The organism is Aliiglaciecola sp. CAU 1673, assembly GCF_029223185.1.
In the GTDB taxonomy this organism is placed as follows: domain Bacteria; phylum Pseudomonadota; class Gammaproteobacteria; order Enterobacterales; family Alteromonadaceae; genus Bowmanella.
This window is the reverse complement of sequence record NZ_JARHUG010000002.1, coordinates 165,549-184,268: the sequence shown is the minus strand read 5'-3', so window position 1 is coordinate 184,268 and position 18,720 is coordinate 165,549. Positions and strand designations below refer to the sequence as shown.

The 18,720-nt window shown below is 48.2% G+C and carries 14 protein-coding genes; 4 read left to right on the top strand and 10 right to left on the bottom strand.

Annotated elements, in window-relative coordinates:
- Positions 1 to 36: 36 nt before the first annotated feature.
- From rplS to ffh, 5 genes are all read right to left on the bottom strand, one after another.
- The gene (gene rplS, locus P2G88_RS02615; protein WP_275794076.1) at positions 37 to 396 is read right to left on the bottom strand and encodes a 50S ribosomal protein L19; all 360 of its coding nucleotides are present in this window, start codon (positions 394 to 396) and stop codon (positions 37 to 39) included.
- A gap of 19 nt (positions 397 to 415) precedes the next feature.
- Positions 416 to 1,174 carry a tRNA (guanosine(37)-N1)-methyltransferase TrmD gene (gene trmD / locus P2G88_RS02610; RefSeq protein ID WP_275794075.1) on the bottom strand — a complete coding sequence of 253 codons (759 nt, stop codon included), beginning with the start codon at positions 1,172 to 1,174 and terminating at the stop codon, positions 416 to 418.
- Positions 1,174 to 1,704: a ribosome maturation factor RimM gene (gene rimM, locus P2G88_RS02605; RefSeq protein WP_275794074.1), complete on the bottom strand. Its 531-nt coding sequence runs from the start codon at positions 1,702 to 1,704 to the stop codon at positions 1,174 to 1,176. Before rimM ends, trmD begins: the two co-directional genes overlap by 1 nt.
- A 20-nt stretch (positions 1,705 to 1,724) precedes the next feature.
- Positions 1,725 to 1,973, bottom strand: coding sequence for a 30S ribosomal protein S16 (gene rpsP / locus P2G88_RS02600; RefSeq protein WP_275794261.1), 249 nt, complete (start codon positions 1,971 to 1,973; stop codon positions 1,725 to 1,727).
- A 219-nt stretch (positions 1,974 to 2,192) separates the two neighbouring features.
- Complete coding sequence (gene ffh, locus P2G88_RS02595) at positions 2,193 to 3,569, bottom strand: signal recognition particle protein (RefSeq protein WP_275794072.1); 1,377 nt, start codon at positions 3,567 to 3,569, stop codon at positions 2,193 to 2,195.
- A gap of 314 nt (positions 3,570 to 3,883) precedes the next feature.
- Between ffh and ccsA the strand changes: the two genes are divergently transcribed.
- Both ccsA and P2G88_RS02585 read left to right on the top strand, forming a co-directional pair.
- Positions 3,884 to 4,678 carry a cytochrome c biogenesis protein CcsA gene (ccsA, locus tag P2G88_RS02590; RefSeq protein WP_275794071.1) on the top strand — a complete coding sequence of 265 codons (795 nt, stop codon included), beginning with the start codon at positions 3,884 to 3,886 and terminating at the stop codon, positions 4,676 to 4,678.
- 136 nt (positions 4,679 to 4,814) lie between these two features.
- The gene (locus tag P2G88_RS02585) at positions 4,815 to 6,116 is read left to right on the top strand and encodes a CNNM domain-containing protein (protein ID WP_275794070.1); all 1,302 of its coding nucleotides are present in this window, start codon (positions 4,815 to 4,817) and stop codon (positions 6,114 to 6,116) included.
- Here the strand turns inward: P2G88_RS02585 and P2G88_RS02580 are convergent, their stop codons facing one another.
- Positions 6,117 to 6,308 carry a hypothetical protein gene (locus tag P2G88_RS02580; protein ID WP_275794069.1) on the bottom strand — a complete coding sequence of 64 codons (192 nt, stop codon included), beginning with the start codon at positions 6,306 to 6,308 and terminating at the stop codon, positions 6,117 to 6,119. It lies immediately after the preceding gene.
- Positions 6,309 to 6,397: 89 nt separating this feature from the next.
- Positions 6,398 to 6,865, bottom strand: a complete 468-nt coding sequence (gene sixA, locus P2G88_RS02575) for a phosphohistidine phosphatase SixA (RefSeq protein WP_275794068.1) — start codon at positions 6,863 to 6,865, stop codon at positions 6,398 to 6,400.
- A gap of 144 nt (positions 6,866 to 7,009) precedes the next feature.
- On the opposite strand from sixA, the gene P2G88_RS02570 reads away from it, so the two are divergent.
- Both P2G88_RS02570 and P2G88_RS02565 read left to right on the top strand, forming a co-directional pair.
- Complete coding sequence (locus P2G88_RS02570; RefSeq protein WP_275794067.1) at positions 7,010 to 9,775, top strand: insulinase family protein; 2,766 nt, start codon at positions 7,010 to 7,012, stop codon at positions 9,773 to 9,775.
- Positions 9,776 to 9,945: 170 nt separating this feature from the next.
- A complete protein-coding gene (locus P2G88_RS02565; protein WP_275794066.1) occupies positions 9,946 to 14,457 on the top strand; it encodes an EAL domain-containing protein in 4,512 nt (1,503 codons plus the stop codon).
- 409 nt (positions 14,458 to 14,866) lie between these two features.
- Here P2G88_RS02565 and P2G88_RS02560 read toward each other — a convergent pair whose 3' ends face one another.
- The 3 genes from P2G88_RS02560 to fadI all read right to left on the bottom strand — a co-directional run bounded on the left by P2G88_RS02560 (position 14,867) and on the right by fadI (position 18,715).
- Complete coding sequence (locus tag P2G88_RS02560; RefSeq protein WP_275794065.1) at positions 14,867 to 15,064, bottom strand: hypothetical protein; 198 nt, start codon at positions 15,062 to 15,064, stop codon at positions 14,867 to 14,869.
- 195 nt (positions 15,065 to 15,259) lie between these two features.
- Complete coding sequence (gene fadJ / locus P2G88_RS02555) at positions 15,260 to 17,380, bottom strand: fatty acid oxidation complex subunit alpha FadJ (protein WP_275794064.1); 2,121 nt, start codon at positions 17,378 to 17,380, stop codon at positions 15,260 to 15,262.
- Positions 17,381 to 17,392: 12 nt separating this feature from the next.
- Positions 17,393 to 18,715, bottom strand: a complete 1,323-nt coding sequence (gene fadI / locus P2G88_RS02550) for an acetyl-CoA C-acyltransferase FadI (RefSeq protein WP_275794063.1) — start codon at positions 18,713 to 18,715, stop codon at positions 17,393 to 17,395.
- Positions 18,716 to 18,720 lie beyond the last annotated feature (5 nt).

Here is an 18,720-nt window from a genome sequence, read left to right as displayed (position 1 = left end):
GCTTTTTCGTAAGTAATGTCAACGGGATAAAAATTCTTAGTTAAGCTTTTCTCTGATACGTGCAGACTTACCGCTACGCTCACGCAGATAGTACAGCTTGGCGCGACGAACAGCACCACGACGCTTCACTTCGATAGAAGCAATGGCCGGGCTGTGAGTCTGGAATACACGCTCAACACCTTCACCGCTGGAGATTTTACGAACGGTGAAAGCCGAGTGCAGGCCACGGTTACGCTTAGCGATTACAACGCCTTCGTAAGCCTGAAGACGCTCTTTGTCACCTTCTTTAACGCGTACCTGAACAACCACGGTGTCACCGGGGCCAAACGCAGGTACGTCTTTCTTCATCTGCTCTTCTTCAATACGCTTGATGATATCTTGATTGATCTTGCTCATCATAACCTCTCATCCTGGATTAACTGTCGTCTTGCTGCGAAGACTCGCGCTTGAACTGCTCAAGCAGGCGTCTTTGCTCCTCAGTCAGAGCCAGGTCGTTTAACAATTCAGGGCGTCGTTGCCAGGTTCTCCCCAGCGACTGTTTTAACCGCCACTGCCTGATTTTTTCATGGTTACCGGACAATAATACGTCCGGTACCAGGCGCCCGTTGAGGTCTTCAGGACGCGTATAGTGCGGACAATCCAGCAATCCTCCGGTAAAGGAGTCCTGCTCGGCGGATTGATCGTGCCCCAGTACACCGGGCACAAACCGCGCTACTGCATCCATCAACACCATGGCCGGGAGTTCCCCGCCACTCAAGACATAGTCCCCTATCGACCATTCTTCGTCGATTTCGGTTTCTATGACTCGCTCATCGATGCCTTCATAGCGACCAGCAACCAGGATAAGATTCTCCATTTCAGAGAGTCGCTTGACCCCTTGCTGGTCTAATTTTTTGCCCTGAGGCGATAAATAAATCACCTTAGGATTGTCTCCCACCACCTGTTTGGCGGCGTGAATGGCATCTGTCAGCGGCTGCACCATCATCAGCATCCCCGGGCCGCCGCCGTAAGGGCGATCGTCAACCGTACGATGTTTATCATGGGTAAAGTCCCTCGGATTGAAGCACTCTACCGACAGCAGACCGGATTTTACTGCCCGTCCAAACACCCCTTGCTGAGTGAATGTCGAGAACATTTCCGGAAACAACGAGACCACACAAAACTTGCGGGTCATCAGAACTCCGGATCCCAGTCCACCACCATGGTTTTCGCTGCCAGATCCACCTTCTTCACTACCTGTTCCATCAGGAAGGGGAGCATGCGTTCTTTCTGACCAAAGGCGTCATTAACATTAGCCTTTACCACCAGCACATCGTTGGAGCCTGTTTCAAACAGTTCCCTGATAGTCCCAAGGTCATAACCTTTTTCGGTTACCACTTTGAGTCCCACCAAATCGCGCCAGTAATAATCACCTTCTTCCAGCGGCGGCAGTTGATCGGCAATGATGCAAATCTCCAGGTTCTTCAACCTGTCGGCTGCGTCCCGATCCTCAACCCCAACCAGTTTGGCGATCAGGCTTTTGCCTTGCTCACGCCATAGGTCCACCTGCAATTCCTTCAGACTATCGCCCTGACGAATCAGCCAGGGTTTGTAGTCGAATATCCCCGCAGGGTAATCGGTATAGGAAGTGATTTTAACCCAGCCTTTAACGCCATAAGGCGCACCGACCTTGCCAACCACCAGAGTGTCTGATGCTTTACTCATCCTATACCTTCTTTAGCAGCTTAAGCGGCTGCTTTTGCATCTTTGACCAGGCGAGCAACGCGCTCGGACAGGCTTGCGCCTACGCCGACCCAATGCTCAACGCGGTCCAGGTCGATACGCAGTTTCTCTTCCTTACCCATAGCGGTAGGGTTGAAGAAACCGATGTTCTCGATGAAACGACCATCGCGTGCGCGACGGCTGTCTGCTACTACGACCTGATAAAATGGACGCTTTTTGGCGCCACCACGCTGTAAACGAATAGTAACCATAATTGCCTCAAACTCGTTAAGCGTTAACATTACTTACTTGCCCAAAGCTCAGCCAAAAAGGATGACAGGCTAAAGGGCCGCGGTATTGTACGGATTATGGGGGCTAATGCAAGGTTTATTCACGTGAGGCGTGAGGCGTGAGGCGTGAGGCGTGAGGCGTGAGGCGTGAGGCGTGAGGCGTGTCCAGTTTAAAGGAACGCGCCTCAAATCAATAAAAGCTTAGCCGCGCGGGAACATACCGCCTGGGCCGCCGGGGGGCATCATGCCCTTCATGCGTTTCATCATCTTGGACATGCCGCCGCCGGTCATCTTTTTCATCATCTTCTGCATTTGGGTGAATTGCTTGAGCAGGCGGTTCACATCCTGAATTTCTGTGCCCGACCCCGCTGCAATACGACGTTTTCGTGAACCTTTGATGATATCTGGGCGCTCACGCTCTGCCGGGGTCATGGAATTAATAATGGCTTCCATCTGATTAAAGGATTTGTCGTTAGCCTTATCTTTAATTTGCTCGGACATCTGCCCCATACCCGGCAGTTTGTCGAGCATAGACATCATGCCGCCCATATTACGCATTTGCTCGAGCTGCTCTTTAAAGTCCTGCAAATCAAAGCCTTTGCCTTTTTGAACCTTTTTGGCCAGTTTCTGTGCCTTGTCCTTATCGACCTTGCGTTCCACTTCTTCGATCAGGCTAAGTACATCGCCCATGCCCAAAATACGAGAGGCGACCCGATCCGGGTGGAAAGGCTCTAAGGCATCGGATTTCTCACCCATACCCATAAATTTGATCGGTTTGCCGGTAATGTGACGCACCGACAATGCGGCACCGCCACGGGCATCACCGTCGGCCTTGGTCAAAATCACGCCGGTCAGTGGCAAGGCATCATTGAAAGCTTTGGCGGTATTGGCCGCATCCTGGCCAGTCATGGCATCCACCACAAACAAGGTTTCCACCGGCTTAATGGCTTGATGCAGAGCCTTGATCTCTTCCATCATCTCGCCGTCTACATGCAATCGACCGGCGGTATCCACCAACAGCACATCGAAGAATTGTTTGCGAGCGGCATCGATGGCCCCTCGCACGATATCCACCGGCTTTTGTTCTATCGTGGATGGATGAAAGGTTACCCCTACTTCGCTGGCCAGGGTTTCCAGCTGTTTAATCGCAGCCGGACGGTAAATGTCGGCACTGACCACCATCACCTTTTTCTTTTCCCGCTCACGCAGGAATCGGGCTAGCTTGCCGACACTGGTGGTTTTACCGGCCCCCTGCAAACCCGCCATCATCACTACTGCCGGCGGTTGTGCAGCCAGGTTCAACTTTTCATTGGCCTGGCCCATGATACTTTCGAGTTCGGTGCGTACTATTTTGATAAACACCTGGCCGGGGTTAAGGCTCTTACTGACCTCAATACCTACTGCCTTTTCTTTTACCTGGTTAATAAACTCACGCACAACCGGCAGGGCGACGTCTGCTTCTAACAAGGCCATGCGCACTTCACGCAGAGTGTCCTTGATATTGTCTTCAGTTAACCGGCCTCGTCCGCTGATGTTTTTCAGCGTTTTGCCTAATCGTTCGGTGAGATTTTCAAACATAGTCTTTCTGTCCTGCTAGGTTGCCCGGCTGATATCCAAACCACGCTGGGTTAATCGGGCTTTTCTGCGCCGCAAGAGTCATTGGACACGGCGCGCAAATCTGATAACGGTATGTGGGGGCGGATTATACAAGAGTCAATCGAATATATGCACCGGCTTTTCCCCATTAGGTAACAACAGACGCGTCCTCTGGATCTCAGGACTGTGCTTTGGCTATACTGACGGCCGTTTTTAAGCGATGCTTGAGGCCTGTGTCTCTGGCTTAATCTGTTGAAAGGAAATCGTTTTATCATGGTAATCGGGGGGCAAAGGCCATGCATTGGTTAGGAATACTGGCCAGTGTGCTGTATATCGTGGCAGCAGCCCAAATCGCTGCCCGTCTTTTTCACCATGAAGGGCCTTCCCGCAAACTGACCACGGCAGTGGCTTCCCTCGCGGTCGTTCTGCATCTGTTTGCGCTGATTGACGCCATCTTCGCCTCGCCCGGCCAAAATATGAGTATCACCAATGTCGCGTGCTTAGTGGCTTGGATGATTGCGCTGGCCATGACCATCGCCTCATTTAATATGGCAAATGCCATCATGTTGCCGGTAGTGTATGGGTTTGCCGCGCTTATTTTGCTGATCACCCAGTTTTTACCTGACACCTATTTAATGCATATCGAAATGCAGCCCGGCTTGATTGCCCATATTACGCTTGCGCTTTTTGCCTATGGCTGCCTGATGATAGGCATGCTGTACGCACTGCAGTTGGGCTATATCAATTTTCGCTTAAAGCAACGACCCAAAACCTTATTGCATTCTTCTTTGCCGCCATTGATGATTGTCGAGCGCATTCTGTTTAAGTTGTTGCTGGTCGGTACGGTGTTGTTAACATTGTCCTTGATCAGTGGCTTTGTCTTCCTGGAAGACATGTTTGCACAGCACCAGGCCCATAAAACCGTTTTATCTATCGTCGCTTGGTTGGTCTTTGTTATTTTGCTGGCAGGTCATCATCGCTTGGGGTGGCGGGGGAAACCCGTTGCTATTGCTACCATCGTTGGCGCATTGCTGCTCACCCTGGCGTATTTCGGCAGTCGCTTCGTAAAGGAAGTTTTGCTAGGAATGTAGGGCAGACTTTGGCAAACTTGAACACCTGTTTGATGGCTTGCTTACCAAAGCAGACATCATGTAAAAACTCATAATCTGTTCAACTGGCCCCGTTTAAAGGTAAGCCAAAAGGCAATAGATATACAGGAACCCATTCTTGGACGATATTTCTACCGGCACGCTCTTTATACTGCTGGCCATTCTGATCCTATTCTCCGCCTACTTTTCAAGCTCAGAGACAGGCATGATGTCTATCAACAGATATCGCCTGAAGCATCTGGTCAAAGAGAATCACAGCGGCGCCAAACGCGTCAGTCAGCTTTTAGACAGACCCGACCGCTTGATTGGCCTGATATTGATTGGCAATAACCTGGTTAACATTGCCGCCTCAGCCATTGCCACCATTATCGGAATGCGTTTATACGGCGATGTCGGTATCGCCATTGCCACCTTTGTATTGACGCTGGTGATCCTGGTTTTTGCGGAAGTCACGCCAAAGACCGTGGCGGCGCTGCATCCTGAAAAGATTTCCTATCCTAGTTCTTTCCTCCTGTTGCCGATGCTAAAAGCCCTTTATCCGATAGTGTATATCGTCAACGGCATCACTAACGGCATTTTGGCATTGCTACGCATCAATTCTAAGGATGGCGATGAGCACAGCTTAAGCCGTGAAGAACTGCGCACTGTGGTGCATGAAGCCGGTGCCATGATCCCCAAGAAACACCAGGATATGTTGGTGGGCATTCTGGATCTGGAAAAAGTCACCGCCGAAGACATTATGATCCCCCGCAGTGAAATTGTGGGCATCGACATCAATGACGAGTGGAAGGATATCCAGAAGCAATTGGTACATTCCCAACACACCCGTGTACTGCTTTATCGGGATACCATCGACGATGCAGTGGGTTTTATGCATGTCAGGGATGCCCTGCGCCTATTGGCAAAAGATGAGTTCTCTAAATCCAACCTGCTACGTGCCGTCAGGGAAATCTACTTCACCCCGGAAACCACGCCACTGCATACCTTGCTGTATAAGTTCCAAACGGCGAAAGAACGAATCGGCCTGGTAGTGGATGAATATGGAGACATTCAGGGCTTAGTTACGCTTGAAGATATCCTTGAGGAAATCGTAGGCGATTTTACCACCACCATTTTGCCCACCCACAGTAAAGACGTGAACATTCAAGATGATGGCAGTGTAATGGTGGATGGCAGCGCTAACATTCGCGATCTCAACCGAGAAATGGGCTGGCATTTCCCTACAGAGGGGCCAAAAACCCTTAACGGTCTGTTGGTAGAATATTTTGAAGCCATTCCCCCTGCGGGTATCAGCTGTCGTTTGGCGGGTTATCCGATGGAAATCATTGAAATCAATGAGAATATGGTAAAAACGGTGAAAGTCATGCCAATGGCTTACCGTGCCGAGAGCATCAGTAACACCGAGCCATCCGGTACTTAATTAGCGATGGCCCGATTCCGTCACCTGTGTGCGGCGCATTTTGATCGTCTGCTTAATCTTTTCGACACTGTCATTGAGTTTTCTTAAGCGCTGAAAAATCGCTTCCAGCTCTTCATCATGAGCAATGTCAGACTGAGCAACATGATTCTCCAGCACTTGTTGTAAGTGAGCTGGCAGTGATTTTGTCGGCATTTAACTTTCCTCCCAGCTTGTTATCGGTTAACGGAGCATAAAGCTAAAGGAGAAAATGCAAATTTGTAGGTTTTATTTGCCCGGATCAGTTAGTCCGGGGTGAACTGCCGGGTTAACGAGGCGCGGCCGGTGGTTGGATCATAATCCAACTGCACGACTGAAGCGGTGGCAAACAGCAGTGAATAGAAATGGCCACAAAGTTCATCCACCAAGGCACTCACGAAGGGCATATGGCTGACTAGCAGAACAGAGTTCAAGTTAATGCGCGCAGCACATAGCGCGTCAAGATACTGATGGAAATTCACTACTTCACCACCTGGGGTGATCTCCGACGTCTCCACCGTCTCACCGACAGTCACCCCTTGAGTCACTGCGGACAAGGTTTGCTTGGCCCTCACGTAGGGGCTAACTAAAACCAGATCCAGCTCCGGAACTCTGGAGCGCAGCCATTCCCCAGCCTTGCGGGACTCATCCTGACCAACAAGCGTAAGCTTGCGGGCTGCGTCCTGAAACATATTATGTTCCGCTTCGCCGTGACGCATGATAAAAAGCTGCATGATTAAAAAATTCCCAACACTGTGTGGCATCTAAAAAATGGAGCGCAACTATAGCAAATACTGACATATACGCGACTCAAGTTGCTTTTTGTCACGTTATCCTTTTTTATACTCTTTAATATTTGATGAAGAGTGGACGATTTAGTGATCCGCAGCACCTATGATAAGTGCCAATATCGGCTCCTGACATTAAACAATGGTCTCAAGCTATTACTGGTTCAGGATCCGGACTGCACCAAGTCGGCCGCATCTATCACCGTTAATGCTGGTCACTTCCAAGATCCTAAGCATTGCCAAGGCCTTGGACACTTATTAGAGCACATGCTCTTCCTGGGCTGTAAGGACTTCCCGCAGCCTAACCATCTGGCTGATTTTTTGGCCAATCATGGCGGCCATGTTAACGCTTGGACCGGCACCGAAACATCCAGCTTCTATTTTGATGTTTTTACTGCGGCTTTTGAACAGGCTTTAACACATTTTTCTGCCATGCTGCGCGCCCCGCTGTTTGATCCGGCGCTAATCAGTAAAGAAGTACAAGCCATAGACGCTGAATTCAAGCTGAAGCGCAGCGATGATTTACGCCGTCTGTATCAAGTTCACAAAGAAACCTGCAATCCAGACCATCCGTTCAGTAAATTTTCTGTGGGCAACATAGAGATTTTTGAGCAATTCAGTGCAGGTAGGTTACAGGAGATGCTGCAAGAGAGCTTTTGCCGCTATATGGGTGCCAGCAATATGACAGCCTGCCTGGTGTCTGAGGCGGATTTGGATGCATTGGAAGCGCTGGCAAGAGATAAATTGGAGGCCATACCCCGTGGTACAGCGCTGACGCCAGAAAAAAATCCAGCCCTTTATTTGCCTCACCAGCTTGGCACCTTGATAAAAATAGTGCCGCTGAAAAGTGCCAAACGTCTTATCGTTACCTTTGCCCTGCCGGATATACAACCCTACTTCAAAAGTAAACCTCTTAACATGATAAGCCATCTCATCGGCGATGAGGGCGAAGGCAGCCTGCTCAGCTACCTAAAGCAAAAGGGATGGGTAACTAGCTTAAGTGCTGGCGGTGGAATCCAGGGACGTAACTTCAAAGATTTTAATGTCAGCATGCAACTCACTGACGCCGGAGCAGAGCATGTAGAGGAGATTTTAGAGAGCCTGTTTTGTTGCTTGGAATTGATCAAGCAAAAAGGTATCGAGCAGTGGCGTTTTGAGGAGCGGCAAAAATTTGGGCAACTTGCCTTCGACTTTCATGATAAGCCCAAACCTATTGAGCTGGCGAACCACCTGTCTGGGCAGCTTTTAGACTATCCAGATGAATATTTACTCTGCGGCGAATACCTGGTGCAGGAGTTCTCTCCCGAGGGCGTGCGGCATCTGCTTAGCATGATGTCACCACTCAATATGAGAGTGAAACTTATCCTGCCAGAGCAAGATACTGAACACCTGGCCAAGTGGTATGACGCCCCTTACAGCATTAGTCCACTCAACGGCAATTTGCTCAAAAGGTTATTAAATCCTGGTAAGATAAAGGCCCTGCAACTACCCACTGCTAACCCTTATCTTGGTGTCAGTACCCTGCCTCAACCGCTCCAAGGTCACTATGCTATCCCAAGAAAAATATTGGAGGAGCCTGGTTTCACTTTCTGGTTCGGTCAAGACCACCAGTTTAGACAACCCAAAGGAGAGCTTTATCTTTCCTTCGACAGCAAAGCCGTTGAACAGGGGGTCGAGGTAGCCTGTTACAAACGCATTTGGACTAACATGGTTCAGGAAGTACTTAGCCAGGAATACTATCAGGCATTGATCGCAGGTTTAAATTTTCACTTCTATGCCCATCAGGGCGGATTCTCTCTGCACACCAGTGGTTTTAGTGAAAAACAGTTTGAACTGGCAAGCGACATGCTAGAACGTGTCTTGCATTTCAGCTTTACCGAGAAACAATTCGAACAAGCTAAACAGAAGCAAATTCAAGCCTTGCGTAACAGCCTGTTAAACAAACCCATCAACCGGCTGTTTACACGTCTATCCGTATTGCTACAACCTTTAAGTCACGCGCCATTAGAAATGTTGCCTGTGGTTGAAAGTGCTGACTACGGAAGCATGAAAATTTATCAACAACAGTTGCTGCTATCTTTGCACTTAGAAGCCTTCGCTTATGGTGATTGGCCACTGGACTACGTTACGCCCTTTGTTAAAAAGTTGAGCGCATTCCAGCCTGTAGAAACTCGCCTGAAGGATGCAATTCCCAGACAAGTACTGGACTATCGCGGTGACAAAAACTATCTGCACCAAGTCCCAAGTCATCATGAGGACAGCGCCCTACTCTTATATTTTCAGGCACCCGATACAACGGTAAGAAGTATTGCCAGCTGCATTCTGACCGAACAACTTCTGGCTGCACCGTTCTTTAATCAGTTAAGAACTGAAAAGCAATTGGGCTACTTGGTGGGTAGCGGCTACATGCCTTACAACCAGCATCCAGGATTAGGCTTCTACCTGCAGTCTCCCAACGCCAGTGCATCAATGTTGCAGGATGCCTTGTTTGACTTCTTGCAACACAGCCAGCAAATGCTGGCGGCTTTGCCCGAGCAGACTTGGCAAAGTGTCAAACAGAGTATCGCTAAGCAACTGCTTGCCAAGGATACCAGTTTATCGATGCGCAGCCAGCGACTCTGGTTGGCAATCGGCAACCGCGACTGGCAGTTTGACCAACAACAGCGGTTATGTGAGGAAGTCATGTCTTTGTATCCCCAAGACATCCTCAATTTCTGCCAAAAAATGCTTAAAGAACATAACTTTGGTGAGTTACTGCTGGTGAGTGACGAAAAGGACAATTTGCCTGCAGACGGCTCGAGACTAGAGATTCTTGATTTGATTACCTTTAAGTCAAAGGCAAAAATTCTCACATAAAAGTATGTGAATTTATCCTTATTCCCTTTGACTTGCCCAGCCACATATTTTACCTTACTTGCTTGCCCCGCAAGGCGCGCCAGCTTTGCGATGCAGTACGGCAAAGTCACGCCAGTGACAGCCCCAAAACAGATAACAACAATAAGCGGCTAAGGCTGCAAGGGTAGTGCGTGCTTCAAAGTCTGATCAAACTGACGGTTTATGGGTTACTGCTGATATCGGCAGCCCTTCCCCTTTCCAGCCGCGCTTTCATTAATGTTTCTAACATCCAGTTTGAAAACCTCACCGTTGCAGACGGCCTCAGTCAAAGTACCGTCTTAGATATAGTTGAGGATTCTCAAGGTTTTATCTGGTTTGCGACTGGTGATGGACTGAATCGGTTTGATGGTTACGAATTTAAACACTACCTACCTTCGCAAACAGACCAACAAACATTACCTGACAAACTGATAAGAAAGTTATTTGTTGATACACAGGGGGCACTTTGGGTTGGCACTCAAAATGGATTAGCTAAATATAATCCAGAATCAGACAGTTTCTTTAGTTACGCAGCGTCTAATAGCAATCTGAAAACTCCTGTTATTGGAGAAATTGCTCAGGGATTAAATGGGGAAATATGGGTGGCAGATGAATCCCATTTATACGCATATAATAAAGCTAGCGACCAATTCAACATCGTTACTCTTGATGGAAAAGATGTTTTCAATGAAGTACGTGTTATTTTAGATACCCAAGACTACTTGTGGATTGGTAGTTATGGTTATGGCATAGACATATTTGATAAAAAATCTCAGAAGCTACATGCCCTTAATTCAGACAATCCTTGGTCAATAAACATCCCCGCCACCTATCTTTTTGACCTGGCAATAATTGATGGAAGTTATTGGCTGGCGACGGAGCAAGGGGTCTTTATCCTTAGCGACAAGTTTGAGCTTCAAAAACATTTATATTCTGGCAGTGCCGATGGCGATATTGTTGGAAATACAGTTAGCAGCATTATTGTAGACAGAAATGGATTAATTTGGATCGGTACAACCGAAGGTCTGAGTATATTTTCAAATGATTCATCAGAGATAGTTAATGTTGGCAAGAACAATATTAACTCTGTAAACCTCAAAACTCATTACATTCTTAAACTCTTCAAAGATAGAAACGGTACCATTTGGTCAGGCGGTTTTGCCGGCGGAGTACATATTCAAAGGTATCTTGAATACAGTTCATATTCGAAACAGTATGCCAGCATACCTGGTGTAGAGTCTTCTCTCTCTGACAACTTGGTATGGGCATTTGCAGAAACGCAAGATAAGAAAGTTTGGATAGCCACCCAATCAGGTAATTTGAATCTATTTTCACCCGATAGCGGAACAATAAAGCAATTTATTAATGCTCTCCCTATGTCCACTTGGGACCTAGATGTTGATAGATATGGCAGACTATGGCTGGCAACGGAACGAGGGGTTTTGGTGTTCAAGCGTGGCAAAGACGACACCCTTACCCAAATAAAGCAATTTATACCGGATCAGGTAGTTGACAGCATTTATATTTCGAATAACCGAGTATGGGTTTCTTCTACAGGAAGAATCTCTTGGATATCTATCGACAATTTGAAATATGAGAGTTTTCAAGTAGACGGCAAGGACAATCAGCATATCAGGCCAATCTTGTTCGACTCACATAAAAACTTATGGGTGCTGGCTGAAGATAGACTTCAAGTTTATCACCTCTTAGATAAGACATTTCAAACTGTCACATTCCCAAGCAATGGTGAACACAATGATTTAAAAAGTGCGATTGGGGTTGTAGAACACAAAGATTACTATTGGATTGCCAGCCAAGGAAGCGGCCTTTTTAAAGTTGACATGGAAACATTTGAAATCACAAAAAAAGTGAATACTGAAATCGGTTTGGCCAGTAACTCGATATTTACTCTATTAAAAAAAGATGACTATCTTTGGGTTGCCACATCTAGAGGCATTAATAAAGTCGATGCTGATAGTGGAGAAGTATTATATCACGTGTCACCAAAACAATTAGACTTCAATGAGTTCAACGAGTCGGCAGGATTAGTGCTACAAGATGGCAATATTCTTTTCGGTGGGACACAAGGGTTTCACTATATAAATCCAACACGATTGAGCAGTGTACGGGACAATAAAAATGAATCTCTCCCTTCCCCCAAGGTGACTAAGTTAAGTATATTTAATCGGGAAGTAAGTTTCAAAGATGCAAATTCACCATTGACTAAGCCGGTTTATCTGTCTAAGGAAATACATCTACCCAATAATGCATCTCCCTTTTCGCTAAATTTTGCTGTCATAAATCCGAGAAACCCCGATACCTTGGCATATCGATATCAACTGTTGGGTTTGTCTGAACAATGGCTAGAAGCAGATCCGAATCAGCGACAAGCAACATTTACTAACCTGGGTTTTGGCACCTATCAATTCAGGGTTCAAGCAAGGGAATCCAACGGCCCTTGGTCTGATGCGGGGGAAGTAACTCTTAAAATTGCACCTCCGAAATGGATGCATCAGTACGCCTTAGTAGCATATGGCATATTAGGCTTTCTGGTGCTGAGCTATTGGTTTAGACAATATGAACTGCGCAAGCTGACTCAACGGAAGGTTAAAGATAGTGAGGAGCGCTTAAAGCTTACACTCTGGGGGAGTGGCGATGAGCTTTGGGATTGGGACCTAAACCAAGCCGAAGTCTTCCGTTCCAATCTTTGGGGCATTATGGATTTCCCCCAGGATAACCTGCGTGTGTTTACGGAGTTGGAATCCAATATTCATCCTGTCGACCTTCAGCGTGTACGACAGGTTCTGGAAGAGCACCTTCAAGGGGATAGCGAGCACTTCGAGAGTACTTACAGAGTTAAGGATTTTCGCGGTAACTGGCTGTGGGTGTTGGACAGAGGCAAAGTGGTTGCCTGGAACCAACATAAGAAGCCTTCAAGGATGACCGGAACGTTAAAAAATATCAGCCACTTGAAGCAGGCAGAAGAACAGCTGAGGCTATTCCAACGCTCAATTGAGACCATTTCTGATGGTGTCTTTATCACAGACACTCAATTCAGGATCATTTCCGTCAATAATTCTTATTGTAAGTACACAGGCGACAGCAAAGAGCAGGCGCTGGCAAGTTATCTGACCTTCCATCAGTATCCCGCCGCTTTTACCGAAGAGGTCCGCAAGACTCTGGTACAAAAGGGTAATTGGAGCGGAGAAGTAGAGTCCATGCGGCGCACGGGTGAGCGCTATGAAATTGATTTGAATATCGATGCCATTCACGGAGAGGACGGTGCCACCACTCATTATGTGGGCGTTTTTTCTGATATCACTTCTCGTAAAAAAACCGAAAAAGACCTGCTGCAACTGGCCAACAGCGATACTCTGACCGGCTTGCCCAACCGTTCGTTTTTCCAGGCCAGCCATAAAAACCTGGTGCGCAAAGGCTCCCCCCATGCTTTGCTTTGTATGGACATGGACAACTTCAAGAAGATCAACGACTCAATGGGACACCAAACCGGTGACCAGTTGATCAAACAAATTGCCGCCAGGCTGCAGAAATTTGCCGATGCCAATGCCACTTGTTACCGCCTGGGCGGTGATGAATTCAGCTTATTGATTGAAGGTAAGATGGATATCCATAAGGTCACTCATCTGGCCCAACGCATTCTTGATGAAATGGCTCGCCCCTTCACCATCAATCATCAGGAATTTGTTCTCGGTGGCAGCTTGGGTATTACTTTCTTCCCAGAAGATGGCGCCAGTCCTCAGGAACTTCTGAAAAATGCCGATACCGCGATGTACTTCGCTAAAAATAGCGGTGGCAACCGTTATCAGTTCTTTAGCGGTGAGATGAACCAAAACGCCGTGCGCCAGTTGCAAATCGAAAACCTCATTCGCCATGGCATTAAAGAGGATTTGTTTACCGTCTACTATCAGCCCAAAGTGGATATTGCCTCTGGACAGCTGGTTTCCATGGAAGCGCTGGTGCGCTTCGAACATCCGGAAAAAGGTATCGTTAGTCCGGCACAATTTATTCCACTTGCCGAAGAAACCGGCCAAATTATCGACATTGGTGAAATCGTACTGCGCAAGGCCTGTGAAGATACTCAGCGCTGGGTCAAAGATGGCCTGTTTACCGGTCGGGTCGCTATCAATATCTCTGCGCGACAATTTGAACTACCAGATTTGGACCAGCGTATAGAGCGTGCTCTGCGCCGGGCGGGTCTATCACCACTGCATCTGGAATGTGAGATTACCGAAGGAACACTAATGCAAAATCCTGATCGGGCTCTGCAGATGATGCAGCGGCTACGAGATATGGGAATTCACTTGGCTCTGGATGACTTTGGTACAGGCTACTCTTCCCTCGCCTACCTTAAGCGCTTCCCGCTCAACACCTTAAAAATTGATAAAGCCTTTATCGATGATATCGCGACAAGCGCCGTCGACCGGCATATGACCAGCGCCATTATTACCATCGCCCACAATCTGGGGCTAAAAGTGGTAGCAGAGGGTGTGGAAGAAGAACAGCAGCTTAGTATTTTACGCCGCTATGAGTGTGAGATGCTTCAGGGTTATTTGTACAGTAAGCCTCTTAGCGCAGAGCGCTTTACCCGTCTGCTACATGAAAACCGTCACTTATCTAAGCTTATTAAACAAAGCAATCACTAACCTGGATTTTCAATAGTCTTTGTAGGTGGATAGTCAGACTATCTGCCCATGCAGATTTATTAAGGGGCTTGGTTTGATGTGTCAAAAAACCTTAGTAATTCAGAAAGATAAAGTTGGCACGGGCTTCGCATTAACCATTAGGCATAGTCAATTGACTGTCACTTTGACTTAACCCTAAAGGAGAATAACGAAAATGTTAAAAGCATACGCCATGGCTCTAGTACTAACCACTGCAGCTCCCGTTGCTGATAAAGCCGCTGATGGCGCCAAAACACCAGTGAAAGATAACACCCAGTCTACTCAGATGTGGAAGCCTAAGACTATAAAGATCCCCTAAACATACACCGTTTACGGAATTGAATATCTCGAAAAAAAGAGAGCCATGGCTCTCTTTTTTGTTGCCTGAGGATTAGGCCCTCAGAATAGCAGCCCCAAAGCCTCTTACCTTACGCAGCGCCATATGTTGTTGCACGCTGAAAAGGGGCAACACTAAAGGCCCGAAGACCAAGCCCGCCATTCCCCACTGCTTGGCACGAAGGCCTGTTCTGAAAGCTTCTACGTAGAAGAATATGGCACTGCACAAGGAAACAATCAGAGCAATAAACATTGGCGTCCTCACAACATCAGGGATACAACTGGCTGCGCATTATACATTTTGCATATAAAAGAACCAGTTTTTTATTCGTTAAAATTATGTTAACGACAATAATTTGGCACTGCCTCTGTTCGTGAAAAATATTCAAAATAAACGAAAGACATAAAAAAAGCCGGACAAGCCGGCTTTTTGACAATTATTCTGCTCTCAGTAGAAACGCTTACCTTCTTTTGCCATGTCCTTTAGGACTGGCGCCGGGGCAAACTTATCACCGTAAAGGCCCTGATAATGTTCCATTCTGGCCACCACATGGTCGATACCCAGGGTATCCATGTATTGGAAGGGACCGCCGAGGAATGGCGGGAAACCAATACCGAAGATGGCACCGATATCACCGTCTCTGGGACTGCGAACCACACCTTCGGCCAAACATAAGGCCGCTTCATTCAACATCAGCAGTACGCAACGTTCGGCAATTTGCTCATGGCTGAACTTCTGTGACGGTGTCACACCAAGCAAGGTATAAACCGCTTCATCCACTTCTTTACCAGGCTTTTTGCCTTCATATTTGAAGAAGCCGCGTCCATTCTTCTTGCCCTTGCGATCATCTGCCAGCAGCTTATCGAAAGCGTCTGGAGCACGGAAACGCTCACCCAATTCGTTTAACAGAATTGGAGAAATCTTAGCGCCAATATCGATACCTACTTCATCCAGAAGCTTGATCGGACCGACAGGGAAGCCAAAATTCAGCAAGGCTTTGTCGATTTGTTCAATCGGCTCGCCGCTTAGCAACACCGTTGCCGCCTCGTTCATATAAGGGGCCAGGATCCTGTTTACATAGAATCCCGCGCCATCTTTCACCACAATCGGTGTCTTACCCTGTTTGCGGGCAAATTCCACGGTGGTAGAGATAGTTTCATCGTTAGTGCCGGCATGGGGAATTACCTCAGCCAATGGCATTTTGTCTACCGGCGAGAAGTAATGCAGACCAATCACCTGCTCAGGGCGTTTGGCACCTTGAGCAATCTGATGAATAGGAATAGATGATGTATTAGTGGCAAAGATGGTTTTCTCATGGCAGTTGGCTTCTACGTCCGCCACCATTTGTTGCTTCAGCTTGAGATCCTCAAATACGGCCTCAATCACCATATCCACATTTTTGAAGCCAGAATAATCTGTTGCACCGGTCAGCAAGGATAATTGCTTTTGCATCTCTGATTTACGCATATGACGACGCTTAACCTTTTTGATCAGCAAGTCATAAGAGTACTTGATTGCATTGGCGATACCTTCACTGCGAATATCCTTGATTCGCACAGGCACACCGGCTTTGGTTGAGGTCACAAAGGCAATACCACCGCCCATCAGGCCACCGCCCAATACTGCGGCTTTATTGACCTTCGCCGGGGCTACCCCCTCCACACCGGTCTCTTTCTTCATCTCAGTAGTGGCGAAGAAAATGTTACGCAGTTGCTTGGACTCAGGCGTCATCACCAACTGGCCGAAATGGCGGGCTTCCAGGCGATAACCCCGGCTGCTGCCTACACCGGCTTCGATACAATCGATAATGCGCTCTGGTGCCGGATAGTTTCCGCGGGTCTTGGCTTTGGTTTGTTTGCGCGCCTGGTTAAACATTATGTTGCGGCCCATGGGCGTGCGCTCAAGGAACTTGCCGGCCATACTCAACTTGGGAGGCTGACGGTTAGGCTTGCCCTTCTTGGCAAACTTTACGGCCACATCCATCAAAACCGATAATGGCACCGCATCATCTACCAAACCGTCTTTTAATGCTTGCTTGGCGCGTAACTGCTTGCCGGTCAGCATCATGGTCATGGCTTTTTGAATACCGATAAGTTTGGGCAGACGCTGGGTACCACCGCTACCAGGCAACACGCCAAGCTGTACTTCCGGTAATCCCATCACCGTCTTGTTGTCGGTACTGCAAATACGATAATGACAGCACAGAGCCAATTCCAGCCCGCCACCAAGAGCAGGACCATGGATGGCTGCAACCACGGGAATTTTTAAATCTTCGATGCGCTGGAAAATTTCCTGGCCGCCCTGAGACAAAGCTTCTGCATCTTCTGCCGATTTACAGGCTGCCAACATACTGATATCGGCGCCCGCGACAAACGAACTGGGTTTGCCACTGGCAATTACCAAACCTTTAATGCTGCTGTCTCTTTCAATTTCATCCAGCATGACACCAATCTGTTCACCGAACTCGGCTTTTAGGGTGTTCATGCTCTCGCCAGGCACATCCATGGTCAGGATGGCGATGCCGTCTTCACGACGGCTCAGGTGAAAGGCGCTTTGTTTTTCGGTCATGTCATTCACCTCTTATTCCGTTTCTACAATCATAGCGGCGCCTAAACCACCCGCTGCACAGGCGGTCAAAAGGCCGGTACCGCCGCCGCGGCGATTAAGCTCATTAAGCATCTGCGTGATCATACGTGTGCCGGTCGCGGCGAAGGGGTGACCGTAAGCAATAGAGCTGCCCATCACGTTGAATTTGTCCATGTCAATTTCACCCGTAGCCTTATCACGGCCCAGCTTTTCCTTGGCAAACTTATCACTCGCAAACATCTTGACGTTAGCCAGGGTCTGCGCGGCAAAGGCTTCATGCATTTCAATCAGGGTAAGGTCGTTTAGGGTCATGCCGGCACGGTCCAGTGCGATTGGCGTGGCGTAAGATGGCCCCATCAACATATCTTCCCAAACATCGATGGCTGCAAAGGCGTAACTACGGATAAAGCCAAGCGGCTTGTAACCCAGTTCCTTGGCGCGACTTTCCGTCATCATCAGTACGGCAGAGGCACCGTCTGTCAATGGCGTAGCATTGGCGGCCGTAACGGTACCGTATTTACGGTCGAAAACCGGCTTCAGCTTGGCATAGCCTTCCAAGTTAGAATCGAAACGAATGTTGTTGTCACGCTCCAGGGCGCCTTTAAAAGGCTCGGCATAGGCCGTCATGACTTCACCGGCAAGCTTACCTTCATTCCAGCTTTGTGCAGCATTGGAATGCGAGCGATGGGCCAAGGCATCCTGGTCTTCGCGGCTGATACTATGAGACTTTGCCATCTGTTCGGCAGTATCGCCCATAGATAAACCGGTAGAATACTCGGCGACCGCAGGCGGTACCGGCATCAGGTCTTTTAGCCCAAGCTTTTTCAGCACGGCCCACTTTTGACCCAGGGTCTTGGTTTTTTGCAGATCAACCAGGGCTCTGGCCAGATTCTTGGATACACCAATAGGAGATACTGAGGTGGAATCGGCACCGCCGGCCACGCCCACTTCAATCACACCGGCCATCATCGACTCAGCAATATTGACGGCGGCCTGGAAACTGGTGGCACAGGCCCGCGATACGCTATATGCATCGGTATGCACATTCATGCCGGTGCCTAGCACAATTTCCCGGGCAATATTGGGTGCCTCAGGCATTTGCACTACCTGGCCGTAAACCAGTTGCTCCACTAATTTTGGATCCAGGTTTGCTCTGACCAGCATTTCGTTAACCACCATCTTGCCCAAATCCAAGGCAGGGACGCCATGGAAATAAGTGGCCATTTTGGCAAAGGGCGTTCGAAGCCCGGCCACAATGGCGATTCGATCGCCATTTCTCGTGGTGACCTGGCGGACAGCATTTTTACTGGCAGGCATTTTTA